Source organism: Lacibacter sediminis (assembly GCF_014168535.1).
GTDB classification, from domain to species: Bacteria; Bacteroidota; Bacteroidia; order Chitinophagales; family Chitinophagaceae; genus Lacibacter; species Lacibacter sediminis.
The window spans coordinates 3,161,204-3,177,710 of record NZ_CP060007.1 but is presented as its reverse complement, the minus strand read 5'-3'; the positions used below and the strand labels follow the sequence as shown (position 1 = coordinate 3,177,710).

Below are 16,507 nucleotides of genomic sequence, written 5' to 3'. Positions count from 1 at the left end.
CAATGATGAGAAAGCAATTATTAGTTTTTGGTTTGATGATGATAGGAGTGATAGCTGCAGCACAGCAACGTCCGCATTATACCCAATACATTTTAAATCCTTATGTGCTTAATCCTGCATTAACAGGAATAGAAAATTATACAGATATAAAATTGAGTTACCGCAACCAATGGGTTGGTTTTCCCGGGGCACCTCAAACAGTTTACGCAACCATACACACACCAATAGGTAAAGAAGATTACAGAACCAGTGCTACTTCATTTGGAGTGCCGGGCGAAAATCCAAGAGGTAAACAATATTGGGAAGAATACACTGCTGCTGAAGCACATCATGGAGTGGGAGCAAGTGTGGTGAATTACAAAACAGGATACATCAATCGGTTTTATGCAACAGCATCGTATGCTTATCATTTAGGACTTACACCAAAACTTAATTTATCTGCAGGTTTCGCTGCAGGTATTTCAGGTGTTAATGTGGATGCTTCAAAAATTCAATTGGCAAATCCTGTTGATCCTGCAATTGGTGGTTTTACAAGTGAGCTGCGTAAGATAAAACCTGAACTGAATGCGGGGCTATGGCTTTATTCTGATCAATTTTTTGCAGGTGCATCGGTGCAGCAGATCATTCCGCAGAAAATAAACCTGGTAGATGATAATCTATATAAATCAACATTGGTGCCGCATGTATTTGTTACAACCGGTTACCGTGTGCTTGTTGGTGAAGATGTGAATGTGATGCCATCCGTGATGCTGCGTTATATTCCAAGCATGCCATTGTATGTAGATATAAATGTGAAAGCACAATACCAGGACCGTTTCTGGATAGGAGGGAACTATCGCATTAAAGAAGGTTTTGCGGCGATGGCTGGCTTCAATATTTCCAATGTAGTGAACGTAGGTTACTCCTATGATGTAAATAATTCAAAATATCTTCTGCAATACGCACAAAGAGGCACACATGAAATTGTGATCGGCTTTTTGTTAGGAAATAAGTACGGCGATCTTTGTCCACGCCGTGTTTGGTGATGATTACAGTTTGATCACTTCTAATCTTCTGATAACTCGTTTTGGTGGAGGTGGAGTTTGTGGAGTCCGTTGTCCTTCCACCTGCAATGAATCGGGACAGCCGCAAGGTTGTTGATTCATCAACCGCACATGATTGTTTTCTAAAATGATCTGCACATGTTGTTGTGCCAGTTGCATGTCTTCACGTAATCCCTTGTCGTTATAGAGATAAGCAACTACAGGTGCTGCAGTCTGTATTCTGCTTTTCACTTGTGCATTATCGGTTGTATCTTTTCTTGGCTTGCGGTTAATAATGAATTTAGTTTTGAGGCGCTCTTTCTTCTCATCATCTGCTGCCTGTTGCTGAGCAGCTCCTTTTGAATGATTAAAAAAACTTTCCGTTGTAAAGTATTCACGGAACATAACTTCAGGAGATGGGTGGTTTCCTTCAAAGGTAAAATTAAACTGGCCGCTTAATTTTTGCATGAGTGAATCAAAGTTTGCGCCTTTAGGATACTGCATCATTGTTGCGCCACCTTTGTTACGCATCCTGGGTTGCGGAAAACGTTCACGCCATTGTTTTAAACGATCAACATTTTCAACATACAATTCCATTTCTCTTTCCCGTTCAGCAATAAAGGCAGAGTCAGGTCCATGATGCAACAGGATGCCCGGTCTTTGCTTCACATCAGGTACACGAACACGTACGCCTGGCTTCACCAATTGCTCAAACCACTCAACAGGAAGATCATTAAAGATCACTTTGTCAAACTTGATCTCTTTGTCTTCGTTTTCATTCCATACAAGAATATCTTCTTCATTTATTTTATCCTTCAGTTCGAGTCTGATTTTCTGTTGATCATCACGCAGCAACACAGCATCATTCTTTTGTTTCACTACGGCGTCTGTTGTAAAATAAACGGTCTTGATTTTTTCCTTTAATGGTTGCTCTTTTAATACAGCCTGCTTCATTTCTTCTTTAACCGGTTGGCGTTCTTTGATCAACCAACCCATTAAAGCAAACACAATCGTGAAGAGGACTAATGCAAGTAATCTGGTACTTATCTTGTTTTTCTCAGCAGGCATATTGAGGATACGTTTCACACGATCCATCAGGTGATGTTTGTTGTCACCAAGTGCCATGACCAGTTGCGGGTTTTGAATTCTTGCTTTCTCTACATTCAGTAATGCTTCTGCATACACCGCTGCATTCTGCTGAAAGTTCATTACATGATCATCACAACTGTTTTCCCGTTCTCTTCTTGCAATACCAATGAGTAATAATGCAAATGGATTAAAGAACAACATGGTTTCTGAAACAGAAAGTAACAGGTTCCAGAAATAATCATTGCGTTTAATATGCGCCAACTCATGTAACAATACTGCTTCTAATTGTGCAGCTGTTAAATGTGTAACTGCTGTTGCAGGTAACAATACAATTGGTTTTAAGAAACCAAGTGTAGCGGGTATATCAATTTGTTTGCTGATGAAAAGCTGAACAGGACGTTGCAATCCCATTGTTTCAACTAAATAGGAGAAGAACTCCTGCATGTCATCGTTAACAGAACTCAACCCTTTATAGCGTAACGAATTTGCAGCTTGTAACTGCACGATCAGTTTCACCCCAAACCAAAGCAATACAAATAAGTAAGCAATCGAGAGATAGGGGAGAACAAACTGTATTTTATAATCGAGCCAGTTGAAGAATAATTCCCAGCGATTATCTTTTGTAAAATTGCTCAGCAGCGAATTATTCAAATTGCCTTCGCTGATGATAAGTGCTGTTTTCTGTTGAAGTTGTTGTTGCCAGCGTAGTGCAATGCCTGAAATGAACCATACAAATCCGCCCAATGCAAAAACAGTACTGGTGAAGTTTTTAACGGTAGCCTGTTTGATGCGGAATAAAAATACAAGCAGCTGATAAAGCAAAAACAACAGACCCATTTGCCAGATACTGTCGGCAATTGCTTTTCCCAAAGCCTGTAAAAATGCAGATTGGAATAGATCCTGCATGCGGTTACTGCTGTTTCAGGTTATCAATTAGTTTTTGAATTTCATCCAGCTCTTCTTTCGATGCTTTGTGGTTACCCAGTGCCTGCATCACCAGTTGTGAAGAAGACCCCTGGAACAACGTATCGATCATTTTACCTACAAATTGTTTCTGTGTTTTTTCACGAGAGATCAACGGGGTGTATTTATGCGTTTTGCTGCTTTCGTCACGTTTCACCATTCCTTTTTCATGCATGATCTGCATCAACTTCAGGGTAGTGGTATAACCGGCATCCTTGGTTTTGCTCAGTTCTTCGTGTACGTCTCTTACGGTTGCTTCGCCACGCTCCCATAAAACACGAAGGATCTCTAATTCACTCTCCGTAGGTTTCAGTTGCTTAATATTCATTATTTACGACTTGTTTCGTATCAAATATACGACCCTGTTCGTAAAAACCAAGACCGCTCGTAAAATTCAGAAATGGTTAACAAAAGCTAGGGCATAAAAAAAACCGCCCAAACATGGGCGGTTTAAACGGACATCAAAGGAAACAATTATTTTTTCTCCAGTTTCACTGTATCAACAATAGTAATTTGACCAAGTGTTACAGGAACTGTACGTGTTGCTGTTTTATGAATCGTATCGTTTGGAACATAGGAGAAACTGTAGCTACCTGCAGGAATATCTTTGATCATGTAGTTACCGTTACCCACTTGTGTAAAGGTTGATGCGATTGTATCAGGTCCTTTGATCGCATAAATGGCTGTTACAATTGAATCAGGAGCAACTACACCTTTTACGCTACCACCAGATGGAACAAATGAAAGCACACGCAATACTGGTTTCAGAATATACTGACCACTGTTGCCTGCTTTTACAATCGATTTACCGGCATCAAAATCTAATATGAGGCGATAAAGTATGCCACCTGTAACATCCTGCTGAATCTGTACTTTCAAACCAGATTGTTGTGCACTAGGTGTAGTGAGATTAATTTTTTCACCGGATTTTGTAATGATGTAATTGTTATCGCCAAGTAAGAGGCGGATCTGTGAAATACGGCCTACAGGAATTTCGGCATCAGCAAGAATGGTATCCTTACCGTTCGTAAAGTTGAGCAGATTGTAAAGACCGGGATATGAATTTGCCAAAGTGATCTCGGCGCTGTCGCCCATTTTAATAGCGATACCTTTAATATCAACCCAAACTTCCTTTACATTAGGATCCGGTGCATCGGTTAAACGAACCTGTAAACGGGGCTTATCGCCATTGCTCTTGTTCTTTTGGCAACCAACAGCCAGTAACACTGTAGTCATGATCACAATCCCTGAAAGGATTGTACTGAATTTCAGTTTCATAAAGTAAATTTTATTGTTAAAGAATCCAATTCGTGATGCATACTTATCCAAACATCATTCCAGTTTTTACAAAACGGCAATTTACAGGGATTTTTTTGTTGGGATATGAAAAACCCCAGGAAAAATCCCGGGGTCAGTTCATTAAAATCTATCATATGATCGATCAGTTCACATCGATCTTTAATTCTGTTTTACCATTCAGCAGTGATTGGTATTTTTCCAATACTTCTTTCGGCTGCACAGCACCGTTAATGCTGAGTTGATCATCCTTTAATTCGATACTGAATTTCTTTGCATCAACTAAACCATCAGCAACAATAGCTGCTACGAATGGGTTTTCAAATTTCGCGTCTGTTGATGAAGTTGTTTGTTCCATTTTAACTTCCACCTTTTGCTCATGGTTTGCATGACCGCCTGTGCCATACATCTGTGCAAGAGTAGGAGCAATAACCAATGAAACGATCGACATCAATTTAATAAGAATGTTCATTGACGGACCGGAAGTATCTTTAAACGGATCACCAACGGTATCACCCGTTACAGATGCTTTATGTGGCTCTGATTTTTTATAGAATGTTTCGCCGTTAATTTCAACACCTTTTTCAAAACTCTTCTTCGCATTGTCCCATGCACCACCTGCATTGTTCTGGAACATTCCCATCAATACACCACTTACAGTAGCTCCGGCAAGGAAACCACCTAATGCTTCAGGTCCCATTGCAAAACCAATGATCAATGGAGAAGCGATGGTGATAGCACCGGGCAACATCATTTTCTTGATCGAAGCTTCTGTTGAAATCGCCACACACTTATCGTACTCAGGTTTGCCTGTACCTTCCATAATACCCGGAATGGTACGGAACTGGCGGCGCACTTCTTCCACCATTGCCATCGCAGCTTCACCCACAGCACGAATGGCCAGTGAAGAGAAGATGAACGGAATCATTGCGCCAACAAATAAACAAGCCAATACATCAGCTTTATAAATATCGATACCGCTGATACCGGCAACACCAACAAAGGCAGCAAACAAAGCCAGCGCTGTTAAAGCAGCAGAAGCAATGGCAAAACCTTTACCTGTAGCAGCAGTGGTGTTACCCACAGCATCCAATACGTCGGTTTTTTCACGAACCTCTTTTGGCAATTCGCTCATTTCAGCAATACCACCTGCGTTATCGGCAATAGGACCGAAGGCATCAATTGCCAACTGCATCGCAGTAGTCGACATCATACCCGCAGCAGCAATGGCCACACCATATAAACCGGCACATAAGAATGAACCATAGATACCTGCAGCCAATACAAGAATTGGAAGGAAGGTAGATTCCATACCAACAGCCAAACCACCAATTACGTTAGTTGCATGACCTGTAGAAGACTGGCGGATGATGCTCAGCACGGGGCGTTTACCCATAGCTGTATAATATTCAGTAATGATGCTCATTAATGCACCTACCACCAAACCGACTGCGATAGCTCCCAATACACCCCATTTGGTGAATTCAGCACCACGCAGCACCATTGTTTCAGGAAGAATAAAATAAACCAAGCCAACACAGGCAATAGCTGTAAGAACAATTGATCCCCAGTTACCCATGTTCAGGGCTTTCTGTACATTATCTGTACTGATGCCTGCATTGTCGCTTACACGAACCATCCAGGTACCAACAATCGAAAAGAGAATACCGATACCGGCGATCATCATTGGTAACAAGATAGGAGCCATACCACCGAATGCATCGATTGATTTGGTTTCCTGGCCTAGTACCATTGTTGCCAACACAGTAGCTACATAAGAACCGAACAGATCGGCACCCATACCAGCCACATCACCCACGTTGTCACCTACGTTATCAGCAATTGTTGCCGGGTTACGTGGATCGTCTTCAGGGATACCTGCTTCTACTTTACCAACAAGATCAGCGCCTACGTCGGCCGCTTTTGTATAAATACCACCACCCACACGGGCAAACAGGGCAATTGACTCAGCACCCAATGAAAAGCCCGTAAGCACTTCAATTGCGGTGAGCATTTCTGCACCATTTACATCTGCACCTGCAGGAACAAAGATGGCTTTGAGTATAATAAATAAACCACCCAAACCAAGCACGGCCAAACCTGCCACACCAAGGCCCATTACAGAACCACCTGTGAACGACACATTTAATGCCTTGCTTAAACTTGTACGTGCAGCCTGTGCCGTACGTACATTGCTTTTGGTAGCTATCTTCATACCAATATAACCGGCAGTTGCGCTGAATACTGCACCCACAATGAAAGCGAGGGCAATGCTCCAGTGGCTGTTAGGATTGGCCATTGACATTACGCCCAATAGAATAGCAACAATAACTACGAAATAGCCAAGCACTTTCCACTCAGCTTTTAAGAAGGCCATTGCGCCTTCAGCAATGTAATTACTGATTTCCTGCATCCTTGGGTTACCGGCTTCCTGTTTGGAAACCCAGTTGTACTTCACAAACATGTACAGCAAGCCAACGACTGCCATAGCGGGAACGAGATAAATCAAATTCTCCATAAACAATAATTCTATGTTGTTGATTTTTATTAAGATCACCCTAAAAGCCAGCGTGATCAAGGGCGGCAAAGATAGGGGAATGGGTGTAAAATAATATAAGGCGTTAAGTGTTGTGGAAAAGCTGAAAAAACGGGTTGTTTAGGACTGATTTTTGGGATTTGGCTATGCTAAAGAGTTCGGGGAGGAAGTTCTGAGGTCTTAAGTTCTAAGTTGGGGCATGCCTTTCGTCTAACCTCTTGCTATTGGCTTTTGTTTTTTGGAATTTGGACTTTCTTTCTTGTGCCTTGCACCTTGAATCTTGCACCTTGTCCCTTTTTCCCCATCTTTAAAGTAAAATTAATCAGCCTTCGTTCTTTCTTAAACAAATGTACGATGGCATGGAGGCAATGGCCCGACAGCAAACGATCATATCAACCATAAGCAGCTACAGCAGGCAGTTGTTTGGCTTTATACGTAGCCGTGTAAAGACCAATGAAGATGCGGAAGACATTCTGCAGGATGTTTGGTACCAGTTCAGCAACTTACCGGCTGTGGATGATATTAATAATATAGGGGGCTGGTTATTCCGGGTAGCCCGCAACCGTATTATTGATAAATCGAGAAAGAAGAAAGATGCGTTGATCGATGATTATTCTTATGAAGATGATGAGGGTACAAGTTTCTTTTCATCCATACTCCGGAGTGAGGATGAAGATGCGGAAACACAAAGCATGCAGCGTTTGTTTTGGGATGAGTTGATGGATGCCCTGCAGGAACTTCCTGAAAAGCAACGAAACGTATTTGTATGGAATGAGCTGGAAGATATGACGCTGCAGGAAATTGCCGACCGTGAAAACGAAAATATTAAAACCATTATCTCACGCAAGCGGTATGCAGTGTTACACCTGCGCACAAGACTTGAAACATTGTACAACGATTTTCTAAACAATTAATATTTTTAACGATGATGAGGAATAAGAGTAAAAAATGGATGGCCTTTATACCCCTGCTGATCATAGCAGCAGTGTTTGGGTTTGGATGGCTCGTGATGTTTTTGTGGAATACAGCATTGGTGCCTGCAACAGGTTTTAACATGATCTCGTTCTGGCAGGCGATAGGTATACTTTTATTGAGTAAGATATTGTTCAGCGGTTTTGGCGGAAAAGGAAAACACAGAGGTGGCCCCGGCTGGAAACAAAACTGGAGTACTATGACCGATGAAGAGAAAGCCCGTTTTAAACAGGAGTGGTGGAAGCGATGTGGTCATTATCCTACAGAAAAAGAAACAACTACAACAGTGGAAACAAAGCAAGGTGCTGAATAAATTTCAGTATCACATAAAACAAAACAGAACATTTTTTAACCCGGGCAATGCCCGGGTTTTTTGTGCAGCATCGTTAACAAAAACAGTTAAAGTATTTTTTTTAACTGCCCGTCTTTTTTAGGGTAAACATTTTTTCTAACAAAAAAGAAATGACTATGTATCATCAGTCACACGCCGCAAAAGGCGATCATTACGGAAGCAGCAAACGGCACCTGCTTTACCGTTCAATGCAAAGAGCCGCAGTTAATATTTACAAAACCGAAACCAGTTTCGAAATGCTGGTATTTGCACCCGGCAGAATCAAGGAGCATTTTGCGGTGAATGTAAAAGGGAATGAGTTAACAATTTCCTACACACCACCGGATGGTTTTCCAAAATTCGATTGGGTATTGCGTGAATACAGCCGTGGTGGTTTTGTACGTACGTTCACGCTGGATGAAACCATTGATGCTTCTGCTATTTCAGCAAAGTATGAAGATGGTGTGTTGCAGGTGAGCTTACCTGTTATTGCAGGTGCGCAAGCCAAGCAACAGGAGATAAAGATCAGTTAGGTTGGTTTTTGGTTAAGTTCAAAGGCGGTCCGTTTATACGGACTGCCTTTTGTTTTTAAAACGCTTCTCCAAACTGCAAATAAAAACCATTGTTGCCTTTGCCGCTTCCAAAACCATAATCGAAACGGATATGCAGTTTTTCATTTTTGTTTACAGCAAAACGAAGTCCGCCACCATACGAATATTTCAAACGCTGCATTGAAAGTTTACTGAAACGTCCTGCCACATCACCCATACCGGCAAAGCCAACAGCACTGATGCGTTTATACAAATGAATACGATATTCTGTTTGTAAACTCAGCAAATGATCATCCCTGTAACGACCACTGTAAAAACCACGCATCCTGTCGGCGCCACCAAGAGATGCAATACTTCTAATGGGCACATCGGCACCTGTATTTAAAAAGATATAACCTTGCAATGCAAGTATCTGCTTACGTGTGATCTGTTTGAACCACCTTGCATCGGCAATAATATTGTTGAAACGATGATCAGAAAATAACAGCGATGTATAATGCGTTGCCTGCAACGAAAATAAATGTCCTTTGTTTGGCCAGAAGGTATTGTTACGTGTGTCCCATGAAAAGCTTAATCCTAAACCTGAAACCTGATATGGATTTTTGCCCGCAACATTTTGCTGATCAAACAAACCACCCGGTTGTGTATTAATATTGATCACCCGTTGAAAATCGTAAATCAATCCCGCAAAAAAATTTTTCCCAAGGAGCCGTTCACCATGCAGTCGAACATAGAATTGTTTGAAAACATATTCTTCTTCGTTGTCGTCAGGTGTATGATTGCCCACTCCCCAAAAACGATCAGGAAAAGAACTGAAGGAGAAATGACTGTTGAGAATATATTTTTCACCGGGAAAGAATACCGGTCCATTCACTGTAAATAAAAATTGTTTTCGCAGTGAATAGCTTCCGAGAAAACGAATTGAGGAGGTTCGGGTAGTAGAATCTTTTTTCCTTGTTGTATAAAATGTATAAGTGCCACCGGCGCCAAACGACCAATCCGTTTCAATGGATCTGGAAATAACCGGCAATGCAAGTAAATGACTTTTGTTAATTGATGAATCGTTTTTTGTTTGTGCGGCGGCATCAAACGCACTATACATGAACAGCAGGGTAGAGGTAAACAATTTCAGAAAGATCTTCAACTGCATGTAGTTAGTTTGTTACAGTTGAAGAAATACGCTGCCGATGTATTGATTGATATCACCCGCCATCATTGCTTCCTGCGATAACTGTTGTGCAGCAAGATCACCTGCTGCTCCATGAATGTACACGCCGAGTATCGCTGCTTCTTCTGCATTATAACCTTGTGCCAGCAAGCCGGTTAATATTCCGGTTAATATATCGCCACTGCCTGCTGTTGCCATACCGGCATTGCCTGTATTGTTAAACCATGCATCACCATTCGGGCTGGCAATAAATGTGTGATGTCCTTTCAATACAATTACACAATTCAACTCTTCCGCTTTTTGCAGTGCCAGTTCCTTGCGTTCAAAATCATTATTTGTTTTGCCAAACAAACGCTCAAATTCTTTTGGGTGAGGAGTAAGTATACATTCTTCATGCAAGTGTTTCGTCAGATCTTTTTTGATCGATAACAGATTTAATGCATCAGCATCGAGTACCACGGGTTGATGTGCTGTGTGCAACAGGTTCATTAAAAGTTCTGCCGTTTGTTCATGCAATCCTATACCGGGTCCAATACCAATAGCAGTATATCTCGACATATCTGTTGGCAATGTTGACAGGTGTTGTTCTTCAACATCTGTTTCAAGCATTGCTTCAGGCACTGTTGATTGTAATACCGTATATCCGCACTTCGGCGTATGCACCGTTAATAATCCTGCACCAATTCGCAAAGCAGCTTTTGCAGATAAAACGGCTGCACCGTTTTTTCCATAACTGCCGGCCATGATCAACGCATGACCAAACACGCCTTTGTGTGAAAATGGCTTTCGTTTACGATAAATGGATGAAATGATCTCCTGATCAATGAGTTGATGAAACGCAATTGTTTCATAATAGTAAGTTGGATGTAATCCAATATCAAGCAGATGAACTTCGCCAAACCAATCCGCATTTTCCTGCATCATAAAACAAAGCTTGTACACCAGGAAATTCAACGTATGATCGGCTCTTGTGCAGGTATATTCTTTACAGCTTTTATCAGCAAACATGCCTGTTGGTATATCAATGGAAATAACAGCAGCAGGAGAGTTGCTGATATGCTCTACCAGTTGCAGCATTAAACCATCGATTGGTTTATTCAGGCCGGTGCCAAGTAATGCATCGATCGCCACATCATCAGCAGTTAAAGCGGGAAAGAATTCTGCTGATTGAATGAAATGAATTTCTTTGGTAAGCTTGTGCAGCCGTTCAAGATTATGTTGAAAATCATCGGTGCCTTTGGTGCCTGTTTCATAAATATAAGTAACAACAGAAACCCCTTCCTGCAAAAGAAGTCGTGCAATAGCTAATCCATCACCACCATTGTTTCCTTTGCCGCAGAAAATGTGCAGTTTCTTTTTTGAGAAAAGATGTTGCAATATCCAGTTGCTGCAGGCCAGGGCAGCACGCTCCATGAGATCAATGGAAGCAATTGGTTCATGTGCGATGGTATATGCATCCCATGCCCTGATCTGATCGGCAGTAAACATCTTCATATACTAAAGTTACAATAGCAATCATGAAAAAGAAAAGGCCTGATGAAGATCAGACCTTTTTCAGAAACCAAGAGAACGAAATTATTTTTTAAGGAACGAAAATCTTACAGATACAGCAACAGTGGATGCACGGAAACGAACCGATTGAATAAAGTTTAATTCGGGTTTCCAGTCGATTGATAAATTGATCGGCACTTCATTAAACTGGTAATCGAGACCAGCAATACCGGCAATACCGAAATTATCATCTCCCTTAAACCCAACATAGGCACCTCCTCCATAAAACCATTGCAGGTTGGGAACAGCGTTAATAGGTTTGAATACTTCATACAAAGCGCCTAATGCAATAGGATCTCTGAGATTCAGAATTGCTTCCACTGCTTTGCCATTATTGAAATGATAACGGTAAGTAAAACCGGTTGATACAACCTGGTCGGCACTGCCTAAGCGCACACCTGCCTGGTGACGGTATTGTGCAAAAGAGGAGTTGACAAAAAACAGAATCAGAACAAACGATGCAAGAATACTTTTTTGAATCATGGAAATAAAATTGCGTTCTTATAAACTAAAATAATGCCAATAAGATCTGCGGTTATCATGCAACTTGTTAAACTCAATTACCGGGTTCGCTATCATTATAACGGCTGTTTTTTGTTTATCTGTGTGAAAGAAAACTTAACAAATAACGTGGCAGGAAATGAGTTTCCGGTTTGAAGTAAATTGAATACCACTTCCGGGTAACGATTCTTTTATTATGCTTTATATTTGAAGCTTTCAACCTGGTTCAGTATGGCTACATTTTTAATCATCGGTATTTTTATTCTTGGCTATTTACTGATCGCATTTGAACATATTGTAAAGATCAATAAAGCAGCAACAGCTTTGCTAACAGGAGCAATCTGCTGGACCATTTTTATGATTGAAAGTGGTACATCACATGTAGTAAACGAGGCGTTGATGCATCATATTGGCGAAATTGCTTCAATCCTGTTTTTCCTGTTGGGTGCCATGACGATTGTGGAGCTGATCGATTCACACAATGGCTTTGCTATTATTACCCGCCAGATCAACACAACCAGTAAGAGCAGGCTATTGCTCATTGTAACATTTATTACTTTTTTCTTATCGGCCATACTCGATAACCTGACAACAACAATTGTCATGACTTCCTTATGTACAAAATTGTTGAGTGAAAAAGAAGACAGGCTTTGGTTTGCAGGTATGATCGTTATTGCCGCCAATGCCGGTGGTGCATGGTCGCCATTGGGCGACGTGACCACAACCATGTTGTGGATCGGCGGACAAATAACCGCCGTAAATATTATCAAGCAACTGTTTCTGCCGAGTTTGATAGCATCTGCCATTCCCATGTTGATTGTGATGTACAGGTTCAGGGGGAAGAAGATCATTGCTATGCCAAAAGCTATATCTACAGATGCTGATAAAAAAGAGGGAAAGATTATTCTTGCTACCGGGTTGGGCTTCCTTGTTTTTGTTCCGCTGTTTAAAACCGTTACTCATTTACCACCGTTCATGGGTATGTTACTTGCGTTGGGCTGTATGTGGATCATTACAACTGTTCTTCATAAAAAGAAAGAGGAGACGCTGATGCAACGGTACAGTGTTGCAGGTGCTTTACAAAAGATCGATACACCCAGTATTTTATTTTTTCTTGGTATTTTATTAGCTGTTGCAGCTTTACAGTCGAACGGGTTATTAAAAGAGGCAGCCACGCATCTCAATGCTTTTTTCAAAAACGATTATTTAATTGGAACAGCGTTGGGTTTGCTTTCTGCATTGGTTGATAACGTTCCGCTTGTTGCAGCAGCACAAGGAATGTATGATCTTTCAACCTATCCAACAGATCATCCGTTTTGGGAATTTCTTGCATTAACTACAGGTACAGGCGGCAGCGCCATTATTATTGGTTCGGCAGCAGGTGTAGCAGCCATGGGTATTGAAGCCATCAATTTTGTATGGTATCTAAAAAAAATAAGCTGGCTGGCATTGGTTGGTTTCTTTGCGGCAATTGCAGTCTTCCTTCTCGAGAGAGCTCTGTTGTATTAAAGGAATAACTCGAGTTTATTTTTTGGCCGTTTGTTTTCGAGCCACTGGAAATTAGAGAGTTTCTTTTGATCTTCCGGCAGCTGACGAATAGGGAAGGTGGTGCCTTTTACCGAACTGGTAAATTTTACTTTCTGCGGACTGCGTTCCTTGAAATACATATCAATCATATCGGCAGTAGTGCGGTTCATGCCAACAAAAGCACTGTCATCGTCCTGTGCGTAATAAATACTTTCTGCGGTGCCTTTTGCTTTTACAAAATCAAGTTCTCCATTGATGAAATAACCGTTGATGGTTCGTCCTTTGATCTGGTTAAAGAAGCTTGAACTTTCCTTTACACTTTGCACAAGCAAACCATTCTCAAAAACATAAAGACGCTTTGGCTTTTTGTTTTCGGTGAAGATGTAAATAGTATCGCCGCTTACCTGGCTGCCTTTGCTCCATGCAATTGGATCATGAAAGAGTTGAAACACACTATCCACCCCTGAATAAAATAAACTATCGGCTACAGCCTGCAATGAATCATTAAAGATGCGGACATGACGAAAGGCCGTAATAAAACGAAGTGTATCTGTTTCTTCTTTGGGTCGTATTTTTTTAATAGTAGATGAATCAATAGCTGCAACAGCATTACTATCTACGGTCGGCAGTTTTGTTGAATCGCTTAATACCAATACGGGTTTTACTTTGAGTGGGGGAGGTTTGTTGCTGATACTGTCTTTTTGTGCAACGATGATTGGTTTTTCAACAACTGCTGCAATGGTATCTTTTGATTGAACAATAGTAATACTATCAGTAACAACTATGGATGAATCCTTCATGATGTTACTGGAATCATTCTGTAAGATCGAATCCACATTAATAACCTGTTTTCCTTTTAGTGTATCAAATGCACTGATGTAACCATTCTTCATCCCCGCCAGGTCTCTCATCAATCCTGAGTAAATGGTATCGGCTGCAATAAATACCGAATCTTTATTCTGTACTACTACCATCACCGGTTTTTCCGTGGCAAGAAAATTCTTTTTCTCTTTATTGAAGAAAACCCTGTTGGCAAACAGTAATGCACCTTGTGCAGTGTCTTTATATTGTACATTTCCTTTTGCTTCACCATAACCGGATTTATCATCAAAAGCAAAATCATCAGCGATCATAGTGGAAGTGCTGTCCTGCATGCGTGAACGGCTGCCGAACTTTGCCTTCTTCAACTTCAGATCATAATAACCTTCTCTTGTATTGATGATCGATTGGCCGCTCTTAATAGTTGTTGGAGCAATAAACGTTGCAACCTGGCTGCTGGTATTATATAACAGCGAATCACTTGCCAGCGCCACTTCGGGATCACTCATTTTTACATTGCCAACAAAGTAAATATCTTTTATATCGGCGTAATAAAAACCTTCTTTGCTGTATAGTGTGGTTTGTTTACTTTCAATACGACCACCGTTACGGTAGGTACCCACCTTTCCATTCATATCGTAATCCATCTCATCCGTATACAGTGTACTGTTACCATCGCTGAGTTTTACTTTTTCACGAAAGGTGGCTAGTTTCTTCGTGCCGTCGTATTGCATGTACTGGGAGTAAATGTTGACAGAGTCCGCATCATTGATGTGTACATTTCCATAGGCCTGCATGAAATTTGTTTTTTCATTGTACACAACACTATCGGCCCAAAACAATGTGCGTCCCTGGCGAATGTGTACATCACCCACAAGTATCTGCAATTGTGTAGCAGAATCAATTGTTCTGAAATCAAAGCGATTGGTCTTCAGGATCTCAACGATCCTTACCGTATCACTTGATTGTGAGGGGCGGGGAGGAAGTGTTTTTTGCTGGGCAGATAATACACTCACACAAAAAAGCAAACAGCACAGTAAACCAATGCGAACAAACACGTTCAATTATTTTTGATTGTTATTGATGCTATCGGCCAATGGCGCATTCAATGGTTCTGTTTTGTCTTTTTTGCCGAATACAGAGAAGCTTACATAACGTTTCGGGTGCAGTTTAAAATCATCCAGCAGAATATTTAAGCTGCGGGTTGTGTTCTGCAGGTTGTTATACAGTTTCGGATCGTTGATAAGCATACCAAGAGAACCATCTTTGCTATTAGCCTTCTGCAAAATTCCCTGTAATTGTGTGATACTGTTGTTAAGATTGGTAACTGTTTCTTTCAACTCCAGTTCCGATAACTTTTGTGAAGTTGTTTTGAAGTTCTCAATTGTGGTATTCAATTTCTCGTTATTGGTATTGAGATTGGTAGTAAAGGTTTCAACATTGGTTAATGTTTTTGCCAATGCACCATTTTTACTGTTGAGCATCACCGATAAATTATCGGATGTGGTTTTCAGGTTGGCAATTGTATGTTTCAGGTTCGATTTTGTGTTTTCATCGAACATACTATTCACATTACTCAACAATAGTTTCAGCGAATCAACCGCCTGCTTCACATTGGCCATCACAGGGTCAATGCTTGTCATCACTTTCGAAAGAATATCTGGGTTACTGAGACTTTGGAGGGTATCACCTTTTTTCAGATAGGTTTTAGAATCGCCGGGAAGAATGCTGATGGATGGATTACCCGTAAGACTGCTGTTAATAATGGCCACAGAATTACTGGGGATATTAATTTCATCCAGAAGATTTATTGTAACAATGACCTCACTCACATCCTCATCCAGCTTATCGATTTTGTACACATTGCCGATCCGGTAGCCTTTTATTTTCACCTGGTTGGCCGGCTCAAGCGCCAATACATCGGGGAAACGTGCATACAGCACATTTGATTTTTTGAGTATGGTTTTGCCTTTCAGGAAATTAAAACCGAGGATCAAAAGGGTAACAGCTATTACGGTTAAGGCGCCTACCTTGGTTTCGTTGGAAACTTTCATGTGTTAATTTTAATTGCTTTTGGCCACATGCAATTCGCCGTAAAATTTGGAGAGCTGGTAAATGATAATAGCTCGGAAATTTTATGGCTCATTTCATGAGTTGGTGAAGGAGAAGCATTTTGCTGCA

The 16,507-nt window shown here is 41.0% G+C and carries 14 protein-coding genes; 5 read left to right on the top strand and 9 right to left on the bottom strand.

Going from position 1 to position 16,507, the window contains the following annotated elements; translation table 11 throughout:
- Positions 1 to 2 precede the first annotated feature (2 nt).
- Positions 3 to 1,025, top strand: a complete 1,023-nt coding sequence (locus H4075_RS13485) for a PorP/SprF family type IX secretion system membrane protein (RefSeq protein WP_327059377.1) — start codon at positions 3 to 5, stop codon at positions 1,023 to 1,025.
- A 3-nt stretch (positions 1,026 to 1,028) separates the two neighbouring features.
- Here the strand turns inward: H4075_RS13485 and H4075_RS13480 are convergent, their stop codons facing one another.
- The 4 genes from H4075_RS13480 to H4075_RS13465 form a co-directional block, all read right to left on the bottom strand.
- Positions 1,029 to 3,017 carry a M56 family metallopeptidase gene (locus H4075_RS13480; RefSeq protein ID WP_182801357.1) on the bottom strand — a complete coding sequence of 663 codons (1,989 nt, stop codon included), beginning with the start codon at positions 3,015 to 3,017 and terminating at the stop codon, positions 1,029 to 1,031.
- A gap of 4 nt (positions 3,018 to 3,021) precedes the next feature.
- Positions 3,022 to 3,402 (bottom strand): BlaI/MecI/CopY family transcriptional regulator, encoded by a 381-nt coding sequence (locus H4075_RS13475; RefSeq protein ID WP_182801356.1) that lies wholly within the window; start codon positions 3,400 to 3,402, stop codon positions 3,022 to 3,024.
- A 146-nt stretch (positions 3,403 to 3,548) separates the two neighbouring features.
- Positions 3,549 to 4,352, bottom strand: coding sequence for a DUF4382 domain-containing protein (locus H4075_RS13470; protein ID WP_182801355.1), 804 nt, complete (start codon positions 4,350 to 4,352; stop codon positions 3,549 to 3,551).
- A 163-nt stretch (positions 4,353 to 4,515) separates the two neighbouring features.
- Positions 4,516 to 6,888, bottom strand: coding sequence for a sodium-translocating pyrophosphatase (locus tag H4075_RS13465; protein ID WP_182801354.1), 2,373 nt, complete (start codon positions 6,886 to 6,888; stop codon positions 4,516 to 4,518).
- Between the two features lie 377 nt (positions 6,889 to 7,265).
- Between H4075_RS13465 and H4075_RS13460 the strand changes: the two genes are divergently transcribed.
- The 3 genes from H4075_RS13460 to H4075_RS13450 all read left to right on the top strand — a co-directional run bounded on the left by H4075_RS13460 (position 7,266) and on the right by H4075_RS13450 (position 8,742).
- Positions 7,266 to 7,820, top strand: coding sequence for an RNA polymerase sigma factor (locus tag H4075_RS13460; RefSeq protein WP_255460192.1), 555 nt, complete (start codon positions 7,266 to 7,268; stop codon positions 7,818 to 7,820).
- Between the two features lie 11 nt (positions 7,821 to 7,831).
- Entirely contained in the window at positions 7,832 to 8,191 is a 360-nt protein-coding gene (locus H4075_RS13455; protein WP_182801353.1) for a hypothetical protein, read from the top strand.
- A gap of 155 nt (positions 8,192 to 8,346) precedes the next feature.
- Positions 8,347 to 8,742, top strand: a complete 396-nt coding sequence (locus tag H4075_RS13450; protein WP_182801352.1) for an Hsp20/alpha crystallin family protein — start codon at positions 8,347 to 8,349, stop codon at positions 8,740 to 8,742.
- A gap of 55 nt (positions 8,743 to 8,797) precedes the next feature.
- On the opposite strand, the gene H4075_RS13445 is transcribed toward H4075_RS13450, so the two are convergent.
- The 3 genes from H4075_RS13445 to H4075_RS13435 form a co-directional block, all read right to left on the bottom strand.
- Positions 8,798 to 9,910 carry a BamA/TamA family outer membrane protein gene (locus H4075_RS13445; protein ID WP_220494760.1) on the bottom strand — a complete coding sequence of 371 codons (1,113 nt, stop codon included), beginning with the start codon at positions 9,908 to 9,910 and terminating at the stop codon, positions 8,798 to 8,800.
- Between the two features lie 12 nt (positions 9,911 to 9,922).
- Complete coding sequence (locus tag H4075_RS13440) at positions 9,923 to 11,422, bottom strand: NAD(P)H-hydrate dehydratase (protein ID WP_182801351.1); 1,500 nt, start codon at positions 11,420 to 11,422, stop codon at positions 9,923 to 9,925.
- An 81-nt stretch (positions 11,423 to 11,503) separates the two neighbouring features.
- Positions 11,504 to 11,962, bottom strand: a complete 459-nt coding sequence (locus H4075_RS13435) for a hypothetical protein (protein WP_182801350.1) — start codon at positions 11,960 to 11,962, stop codon at positions 11,504 to 11,506.
- Between the two features lie 249 nt (positions 11,963 to 12,211).
- Here H4075_RS13435 and nhaD point away from each other — a divergent pair, with 249 nt between their 5' ends.
- A complete protein-coding gene (gene nhaD / locus H4075_RS13430) occupies positions 12,212 to 13,489 on the top strand; it encodes a sodium:proton antiporter NhaD (RefSeq protein WP_182801349.1) in 1,278 nt (425 codons plus the stop codon).
- Here the strand turns inward: nhaD and H4075_RS13425 are convergent.
- Positions 13,486 to 15,384, bottom strand: a complete 1,899-nt coding sequence (locus H4075_RS13425; protein ID WP_255460455.1) for an OstA-like protein — start codon at positions 15,382 to 15,384, stop codon at positions 13,486 to 13,488. The genes nhaD and H4075_RS13425 overlap by 4 nt on opposite strands.
- A gap of 6 nt (positions 15,385 to 15,390) precedes the next feature.
- Complete coding sequence (locus H4075_RS13420) at positions 15,391 to 16,380, bottom strand: MlaD family protein (protein WP_182801347.1); 990 nt, start codon at positions 16,378 to 16,380, stop codon at positions 15,391 to 15,393.
- Between the last annotated feature and the right edge of the window lie 127 nt (positions 16,381 to 16,507).